This is a genomic window from Gordonia sp. (in: high G+C Gram-positive bacteria), assembly GCF_049299075.1.
GTDB lineage: Bacteria > Actinomycetota > Actinomycetes > Mycobacteriales > Mycobacteriaceae > Gordonia.
Window position 1 is genome coordinate 1 of sequence record NZ_JBAQWU010000045.1, and the last position, 8,601, is coordinate 8,601.

General features: G+C 66.6%; 7 protein-coding genes. 5 read left to right on the forward strand and 2 right to left on the reverse strand.

Annotated elements, in window-relative coordinates:
• On the reverse strand, nucleotides 1–1,077 hold a 1,077-nt coding region (locus WAW85_RS01680), incomplete at its 3' end, for a glycoside hydrolase family 43 protein (RefSeq protein WP_422557929.1).
• Between the two features lie 151 nt (nucleotides 1,078–1,228).
• Between WAW85_RS01680 and WAW85_RS01685 the strand changes: the two genes are divergently transcribed.
• Complete coding sequence (locus tag WAW85_RS01685; protein WP_422557930.1) at nucleotides 1,229–1,816, forward strand: TetR/AcrR family transcriptional regulator; 588 nt, start codon at nucleotides 1,229–1,231, stop codon at nucleotides 1,814–1,816.
• A 6-nt stretch (nucleotides 1,817–1,822) separates the two neighbouring features.
• Here the strand turns inward: WAW85_RS01685 and WAW85_RS01690 are convergent, their stop codons facing one another.
• Nucleotides 1,823–2,677, reverse strand: a complete 855-nt coding sequence (locus WAW85_RS01690; RefSeq protein WP_422557931.1) for a neutral zinc metallopeptidase — start codon at nucleotides 2,675–2,677, stop codon at nucleotides 1,823–1,825.
• A 183-nt stretch (nucleotides 2,678–2,860) separates the two neighbouring features.
• Here WAW85_RS01690 and aspS point away from each other — a divergent pair, with 183 nt between their 5' ends.
• The 4 genes from aspS to alaS all read left to right on the forward strand — a co-directional run.
• Nucleotides 2,861–4,660, forward strand: a complete 1,800-nt coding sequence (gene aspS, locus WAW85_RS01695; protein WP_422557932.1) for an aspartate--tRNA ligase — start codon at nucleotides 2,861–2,863, stop codon at nucleotides 4,658–4,660.
• A 15-nt stretch (nucleotides 4,661–4,675) separates the two neighbouring features.
• Nucleotides 4,676–5,797 carry a hypothetical protein gene (locus WAW85_RS01700; protein WP_422557933.1) on the forward strand — a complete coding sequence of 374 codons (1,122 nt, stop codon included), beginning with the start codon at nucleotides 4,676–4,678 and terminating at the stop codon, nucleotides 5,795–5,797.
• Between the two features lie 50 nt (nucleotides 5,798–5,847).
• The gene (locus WAW85_RS01705; protein ID WP_422557935.1) at nucleotides 5,848–7,194 is read left to right on the forward strand and encodes a replication-associated recombination protein A; all 1,347 of its coding nucleotides are present in this window, start codon (nucleotides 5,848–5,850) and stop codon (nucleotides 7,192–7,194) included.
• A 125-nt stretch (nucleotides 7,195–7,319) separates the two neighbouring features.
• Nucleotides 7,320–8,601: alanine--tRNA ligase (gene alaS / locus WAW85_RS01710; protein ID WP_422557934.1), on the forward strand; the 1,282-nt coding region annotated here is incomplete at its 3' end.

An 8,601-nucleotide genomic window follows, 5' to 3' on the forward strand; every position in this document is an offset into this window, starting at 1 on the left:
CAGTCCGGGCCTGGCTGACGACTCATCGCCGGTCGGTCGGAGTTCTATGCCGGGATCGCTGTCGCACGAGACTGTATCGACTCCGGTGCCGCCGGGAGAGATCCACCGGGGATGGAGCAGCCGGCCCGGAAAGTCGTCGAAGAAGTTGGTGGCCGGGTATGCGGCGGGTGTGTCGTCGGCCGCCGATCCAGTTGTGAGGCGGGGCCAATCATCGACCCACTCGACGTCCGCGAGGAAAGTTTCCCGACCGTTGACGTGATACTTGGGGACCATGCCCCGTGGCCGGACCCCCAGGTAGGCCGCACCCCAGGAGCCGTCGGGGCGTTCGAAGAGGTCGGCGTGACCGACGTTCTGGACGGGCAGGTCGGTGCTGCGGTGCGTCAGGATCGGATTGTCGGGGCACGATTCCCACGGGCCGTCGAGGCTTCGTGCGCGAGCGACCACCACGCAGTGTCCGCGTTCGGTACCGCCTTGGGCGAGCAGGCAGTAGTAGTAATCGGCACGTCGATACAGGTGTGGGCCTTCGGCGGAGGCGAGTCCAGGGACGCCCTGCCACAGCAGTTGCGCTGGACCCAGAAGCTGACCAGTGGCCGGATCGATCGGGGCCGACACGATCGCCGGCGGCTGATCGTCGAAAATGCGCTTCCAACTGACTCGGCAGGTGCCGTCGGCATCCCAGAACAGGTCAGGATCGATACCCACCGCGCCCGCGACCCGCATCGGGGTACTCCAGGGGCCGGCGGGATCGACTGCGGTGAAGAGCAGCTGGCCGGCTCGAACAGAGTCGATATCGGTGGTGATGACAAAGAGCTGACCAGCCCGCTCCCGGATCGTTGCCGCGTAGATGCCGCCGTTAGACGGTGCCGCGCGCAGATCCACCTGCTCGCGCCGATTCAGCACGTTGCCGATTAAGGCCCACCCCCGCCCGTCGGGGCTCTCGTGCAACGGAATTCCCGGGAAGTATTCGAAACTTGAATTGACGAGGAGCAGGCGGTCGCCGTGCAGGCAGACACTCGGGTCCGGGAAGAAGCCCGGAATCGCCGGACTGGACTGCCCGACCTGATTTCCGCTATGCACGCTATTCCTCCCGGAGGTTCGCATCACTCCCGCTATATATAACACCTGTTAGGTAGTGCGGGAGTGGTATCAAGAGTCGTGGACGAGAATTCGAACTGACCGTCTTTCCCGACGGCACCTGATATCCCCGATAGCAGCGAACGGAGCAGCGATGGCACGGCGACTTGCACCGGACCAGCGTCGTGCCGAGATCCTCGCTAAGACCCGAGCGCTGATCGCTGAGAATGGTCCGGCCGGGTTGAGCCTGCGATCGGTGGCGCGCTACTGCGATCTGACGGCGCCCGGCCTACTTCATCACTTTGCGGGTTTGCAGCCGCTTCTGGAAGAAGTGATTGCCGAACGAGACGCGGAAGAGTTTCGGGCCGCTGCTGCACTCCTTGCCGATATCGGCGCCTCGGCCAGCATCCTCGATCTTGGCGATGCCCTCGTCGGGCACATCGCCGCCCATGCCGCAGAAGCCCGCAACTTCGACGCCCTCGAAGCCGACGCAGTGGCCGATGTGAGTCATCCGGCGCACGCCTACTACACCCGGCCGCCAGCAGCGCCGAACGCGGCAACCGTGGCATTGGCGGCGCGGCACTACCGCGAACCCGAGGCCGTCGTGACCATCCTGATGGTGCTGGTCGACGGTATGCGACACCGGTGGTTGCGGGCGCGCACGACTCCCGATTACATCGGTGACTGGCAGCAGTTGCGCAGCACCGTCGAGGAGTGTTTCCAGCCGTTCCGGCAGGGATAGATTGGATCAGAGCTGGTTGGTGGCGAAGGTGTCGCACCGACGCAGCTCACCGCTGTCGTAGCCCACCTGAAACCAGCGCACGCGCTGATCGGCCGAACCGTGCGTCCAGCCCTCAGGGTTGGAGCGCGCACCCTGAATGGTGTCGTCGCCGATGGCGCGGGCGGTTTGGATCACGGTGGCGATCTGCTCGTCGGTGATCGGCTTCAGGTAGCCGGTGCCGGTACCCTCTTGCGCGTGGTGGGCCCACACGCCAGCTAGGCAGTCCGCCTGCAACTCGATCCGGACCGATCCGTCATTACCCATGCGCTGCCCCTTGGCCAGCACACCCATGAGGTTCTCGACGTGGTGGCCAAACTCGTGTGCCACGACGTACATCTGCGCGAGGTTGCCGTCCGAGCCGCCCATCCGCTTGAGCTCGGCGAAGAACGTCGGGTCGAAGTACGCGGTCTGATCAGCGGGGCAGTAGAACGGGCCCATCGCCGACGTGGCGTGACCACATGCGGTGTCGATACTGCCGGAGAAAATCCGGGTCTGCGGCTTGGTGTAGCCGTTAAGCAACTGGGGCCAGATGGCATTGAGGCTGTCGGCGGTTGCGGCGATGATGCACACCGAGTCGCCAGCGTTGGCCTGCTCGTAGGTGCAGGCGCGGATGTGCTGCTCCAACTGCGACTGACTTGCACCTTGGTCCTGGGTGAGGCTAGAACTGCCGCTGCCACCGGTCAGATCGAGGCCGAAGAACAGCGCGATCAGGGTGACGACCAGGCCGAGGCCGCCGCCCATCGCGATCCGGCCACCGCCACCCCCGCCGCCGCCTGCACCGACACCGCCGCCGTCGATACCGCCACTACCTTGAAACGTCACACCGCGATTGTGGCACGGTGCACCGCCAGCAAACCGCAGATCCATCCAACACCGAACGGCGGTGTGTCCCGAACCGCCGCATGTCAGCACAGCGATGCCGGATGCGACGTGCCCTCGACGAGGCGCGCCCACTAGAATGACAAACAACTATGCCTGCCGTCTGGCACCGCTGAAAGGAACTCAGTGCTTCGCACCCACCTCGCCGGTGATCTCCGTCCGGAGAACGCCAATCAGACCGTCACCGTCGTTGGATGGGTCGCCCGCCGACGCGACCACGGAGGCGTGGTGTTTATCGATCTGCGCGACCGCACGGGGCTGGTGCAGATCGTCTTCCGCGACGACGACGTAGCCGAAGCGGCACACAAACTGCGCTCGGAGTACTGCGTCCAGGTGACTGGCGACGTCGAGGTCCGCCCGGACGGCAGCGCCAATGCCGCGCTGGCCTCTGGCGGCATCGAGATCAACGCGCGCGAGCTGACCGTCCTGAACGAGTCCGCACCGCTGCCGTTCCAGCTCGACGAGCACCCGGGCGAGGAAGCTCGCCTGCGCTACCGCTACCTGGATCTGCGCCGCGAGGGCCCGGCCGCCGCCATGCGGCTGCGCTCGGAAGCCAACGCCGCCGCCCGCACCGTGCTCGCGGCCAACGACTTCCTGGAGATCGAGACGCCTACCCTCACCCGCTCGACCCCCGAGGGGGCTCGCGACTTCCTGGTGCCCGCCCGCCTGCAGCCCGGCTCGTTTTATGCGCTGCCGCAGAGCCCTCAGCTGTTCAAGCAGTTGCTCATGGTGGCCGGAATGGAGCGGTACTACCAGATCGCCCGCTGCTACCGCGATGAGGATTTCCGGGCCGATCGTCAGCCGGAGTTCACCCAGCTCGACGTGGAGATGAGCTTTGTCGACGAGGACGACGTGATCGCGTTGGCCGAGCAGATCCTGGTCGCCCTGTGGCGGCTGATCGGTCACGAGATCGCCACGCCGATCCCGCGGATGACCTACGCCGACGCCATGCGCCGCTACGGCAGCGACAAGCCGGACCTGCGTTTCGGTCTCGAACTGGTGGAATGTGCCGAATACTTCACCGACACCCCGTTCCGCGTTTTCCAGGCTCCGTATGTGGGTGCGGTGGTGATGCCCGGTGGTGCGTCGCAGCCGCGCCGACAGCTGGATGCCTGGCAGGAGTGGGCGAAGCAGCGCGGTGCCAAGGGCCTGGCCTACGTCCTGGTTCAGGAGGATGGGACGCTCGGCGGTCCGGTCGCCAAGAACCTGTCCGACGCCGAGCGCGCCGGTCTGGCCGCCCATGTGGGCGCGCGGCCGGGTGACTGCGTGTTCTTCGCGGCCGGTGCGATCAAGTCCTCGCGCGCCCTGCTCGGTGCCGCTCGCGGCGAGATCGCGGCGAAGCTCGGCCTCATCAACGACGGCGATTGGGCGTTCACCTGGATCGTCGACGCCCCGCTGTTCGAGCCGACTGGTGAGGCGACTGCTTCGGGTGACGTCGCGGTGGGCGCTGGCGCCTGGACCGCGGTCCACCACGCCTTCACCTCGCCGAAACCCGAATCGTTGGACACTCTGGAAGACAATCCGGGCGACGCGTTGGCTTACGCGTACGACATCGTCTGCAACGGCAATGAGATCGGCGGTGGCTCGATTCGCATCCATCGCCGCGACATCCAGGAACGTGTTTTTGCGATCATGGGCATCGACCACGACGAGGCGCAAGAGAAGTTCGGCTTCCTCCTCGACGCCTTCGCTTTCGGTGCCCCGCCGCACGGCGGCATCGCCTTCGGCTGGGACCGCATCACCGCACTGCTGGCCGATGAGCCGTCGATCCGCGAAGTCATCGCATTCCCGAAGTCCGGTGGCGGCGTCGATCCGCTGACCGACGCGCCGGCACCGATCACCTCGCAGCAGCGCAAGGAGTCGGGAATCGATGCCACGCCGGCCAAGCCGGAAGACCATAGCGCCAAGGCTTCGGCGGACGCCTGAGGCGCGGTGACCGGAATGACCGTCTTCGCCGAGGAACTACTCACCGAGGTGCTGACCGCCGCGGAAGCTTTGCTGAGTCGGCGTGCCGGTTCGGCCGTATCGCTGCGCGACCCTGAAGAACTCGGCGGCTCCGGCCGCAGTGTCGTGGTGCGGGCCAGGCTGCTGGACAATCCACTGGCAGCCGACCGCACCGTCGTCATCAAGATGCTGACCGATGATGCCCCGGTCGCGCCGTTCGAGCGGGAGGTGGCCGCCTATCAATACGCGACGGCGCTCCCCAATGCCTCGCGACCCGGTCCGCAACTGATCGCCTCTGATCCGGCCGCTCGGATGCTGGTACTCACCGATTTGGGCGACGGTCGCCCGATGCTCGATCTGTTGGGCGAGGGGGCCAGCACTGTGCGCCGCGGCGTGAGTGCCTGGGGGCAGGCACTGGGCCGCATGCATGCGGCGACAGTCGGTGGCGAGGACGACTTCGCCGTGCTACTCAGCCGTACCGTGCGGGATTCGGCCGGTGGCCCCGACGCGGTCCTCGCGCAAGCATTAGCGGCCCGCGACGGTGCCGGCGAGCTGGCTGGCCGCCTCGGTATCGCGCTGCCCGGGCCGATCCACGAGTGCCTCACCGCCGGGTGCCGACTGTTCACCGACGGCGACCTGCGGGCGTTCTCGCCAGCGGACGTTGGCCCGGAGAACATCCTGATCAACTCCGACGGCGTCCAGTTCATGGACTATGAGTTCGGCTCGTTCCGCGATGCGAGCCTGGATGTCGGGTATGCGTTGGTCACCTTCCCTAATGCCCTGGGCGAGTCCACTGTGCCGCTGCGGGCGGAGTTGGAGAAGGATCTCGTCGACGCCTGGCGGTCCGAGGTGCAGGGCCTGTGGCCAATAGTCGGACGAGACCGGGACCTGCAGCACCGGCTTCTGATCGCTCGAACGCTCTGGGTCTGGTTGAGCACCCGCTGGCTGGTCACCGGGGGCTCGCGCGGGCACGACTGGTCGCTGCACACCTCTGATGCGCGTGTGCTGGCCACCCGCTGGGCGGATTTGGCCGACGCCGCGCGGCTGGCCCACGACCCCGACCTCGCGGATGCTGCCGATCAGGTGTCGCGTGCCCTACATCAATTCTGGTTCGAATGACCGACGATCCCGGGCTGTTCGCCGATCCGGCCGCCCCGGCCCCCGAATCCATGCCAGCGGTCGGGGTGGGGCCGGGTACGCATCGCCGTCCACTCGCGGTCCGGATGCGCCCGGAGAGTGTGGACGAGCTCGTCGGGCAACAGCATCTGCTCGGCGAGCGGGCTCCGCTGCGTCGCCTGATCGAAGGTTCCGGGGCGTCGTCGGTGCTGCTGTATGGGCCGCCGGGAACCGGTAAGACGACGATGGCCTCGCTGATCAGCCGGGCCACCGGCGGGCGCTTCGAAGCGTTGTCGGCACTGTCTGCGGGGGTCAAAGAAGTACGTGCGGTAATCGAGGTGGCGCGCCGTCGACTGGTGCACGGCCAGCAGACCGTGCTGTTTATCGACGAAGTGCACCGCTTCTCCAAGAATCAGCAAGACGCGCTGCTGGATGCGGTGGAGAACCGGATCGTGCTGTTGGTGGCGGCCACCACCGAAAACCCGTCATTCGCCGTGGTAGCCCCGCTGCTCTCGCGGTCACTGGTGCTGCAGCTGCGCTCGCTGACCGACCAGGACATCGCCACGGTCGTGAACCGCGCGGTGACCGACGGGCGCGGCCTGGGCGGCGCGGTGACCCTGTCCGACGAAGCGCTCGAGCACCTGGTGGCGGTGGCCGGTGGCGACGCGCGCCGCGCCTTGACTGCCCTGGAAGCGACCGCCGACGGTGCGCTCCGCGGGAGTGACACCGCCGACGTACCCGAACTCAGCGTCGCTGACGTGGAGGCTGCTGTCGACCAGGCGGCCGTCCGCTACGACCGCGACGGCGACCAGCATTACGACGTCACGAGCGCCTTCATCAAGTCGATTCGCGGCTCCGATGTGGACGCCGCGCTGCACTATCTGGCCCGGATGATCAGCGCGGGGGAGGATCCGCGCTTCATTGCGCGCCGGTTGATGATCCACGCCAGTGAGGATGTCGGGATGGCCGACCCCACCGCGCTGACGACCGCGGTGGCAGCTGCGCAGGTGGTGCAGCTGGTCGGCATGCCCGAGGCGCGACTCGCGCTGGCGCAGGCGACCATCCACCTGGCGACCGCACCGAAGTCGCCCTCGGTGATCGCTGGGCTCGGGGCGGCGCTCGCTGATGTCAGCGCCGGACGTATCGGCACCGTGCCATCGCATTTGCGGGATGGCCACTACCGGGGCGCCCAAGATCTGGGCAACGCGGTGGGCTATCAATATCCCCACGACGACCCCGCGGGCGTGCTGGCCCAGCAGTACGCGCCTGATCCGCTGGTCGGCCGGGACTACTACGAGCCCACTGAACACGGATTCGAGCGCGAGTTGCGCCCACGCGTGAGCAAGTTGCGCGAGATTGTGCGCGGCTGGCGCCGGGAGCGCAGCGAGCGGACCAAATGAACGCGCCGGGAGCGCAGCGAGCGGGCCAAATGAACACAGTGGGACGTGGCGGCAAGCGCGGGTCTTCGCGCCGGTAGACTGGGGGGCTGACTCTTGTCGCTCTTCAAGTAAGGACACGCAGGCCAGTGCAGACGCATGAAATCCGGAAACGATTCCTGGATCACTTCATCCGGGCCGGACACACCGAGGTGCCCAGCGCTTCGCTTGTTCTGGACGATCCGAATCTGCTGTTCGTGAACGCCGGAATGGTGCCTTTCAAGCCGTACTTCCTGGGCGACCAAACACCGCCGTTTGCGCGCGCGACCAGTGTGCAGAAGTGTGTGCGCACCCTGGACATCGACGAGGTTGGCATCACCACCCGCCACAACACATTCTTTCAGATGGCGGGCAACTTCAGCTTCGGCGACTACTTCAAGCGTGAAGCCATCAGCTTCGCGTGGACGCTGCTGACCAATCCGGTCGAGGCGGGCGGCTACGGCATCGACCCGCAGAAGCTGTGGCCGACCGTCTACCTCGACGACGACGAGGCCGAAACCATCTGGCGTGACGAGATCGGCGTGCCCGCCGAACGCATTCAGCGCCGCGGTCTGGCCGACAACTACTGGTCGATGGGCGTGCCCGGTCCGTGCGGTCCGTGCTCGGAGATCTTCTACGATCGCGGCCCCGAGTACGGCGTCGAGGGCGGTCCGGAGGCCGACGAGGACCGGTACATCGAGATCTGGAATCTCGTGTTCATGCAGAACATTCGGGGCGAGGGTAACGGCAAGGACGATTATGCGATCCTCGGTCCGTTGCCGAAGAAGAACATCGACACCGGTCTGGGTATCGAGCGCGTCGCCTGCCTTCTGCAGGGCGTCGACAACGTGTACGAGACCGACCTGTGCAAGCCGATCATTGATTTGGCCGCGCGGTTGAGCGGTCGCGGGTACCGCACCGGCGATGCGGCCGACGATGTGCGGTTCCGCGTCATCGCCGATCACGCCCGCACGTCGGTGATGCTGATCGGCGACGGCGTGATCCCCGGGAACGACGGCCGCGGCTACGTGCTGCGCCGGCTGCTGCGCCGCGTGGTGCGCTCAATGCGTCTGCTGGGCAGCGCCGACCCGTCGATGGCGGCCGTCGTCGACGCGGTGATCGACTTGATGAGTCCGTCGTATCCGGAACTCGCTGAGAAACGCGAGCACATTCGGACGGTCGCGGTCGCCGAGGAGACTGCCTTCGCTAAGACCCTGGTGGCCGGTTCCAAGCTGTTCGGTGAGGCTGCCGCGTCGACCAAGAACGCTGGCCGCGTCCAGATCAGTGGTGACGCCGCGTTCGCGCTGCACGACACATATGGTTTCCCGATCGACCTGACCTTGGAGATGGCCGCCGAGGCCGGACTCGAGGTCGACCGCGACGGCTTCACTG

Bases quoted from the DNA above. Each gene is read 5' to 3' on its own strand.
- WAW85_RS01700 (WP_422557933.1), top strand. From the start codon at position 4,676: ATGACCGTCTTCGCCGAGGAACTACTCACCGAGGTGCTGACCGCCGCG.
- WAW85_RS01685 (WP_422557930.1), top strand. From the start codon at position 1,229: ATGGCACGGCGACTTGCACCGGACCAGCGTCGTGCCGAGATCCTCGCT.
- WAW85_RS01705 (WP_422557935.1), top strand. From the start codon at position 5,848: ATGCCAGCGGTCGGGGTGGGGCCGGGTACGCATCGCCGTCCACTCGCG.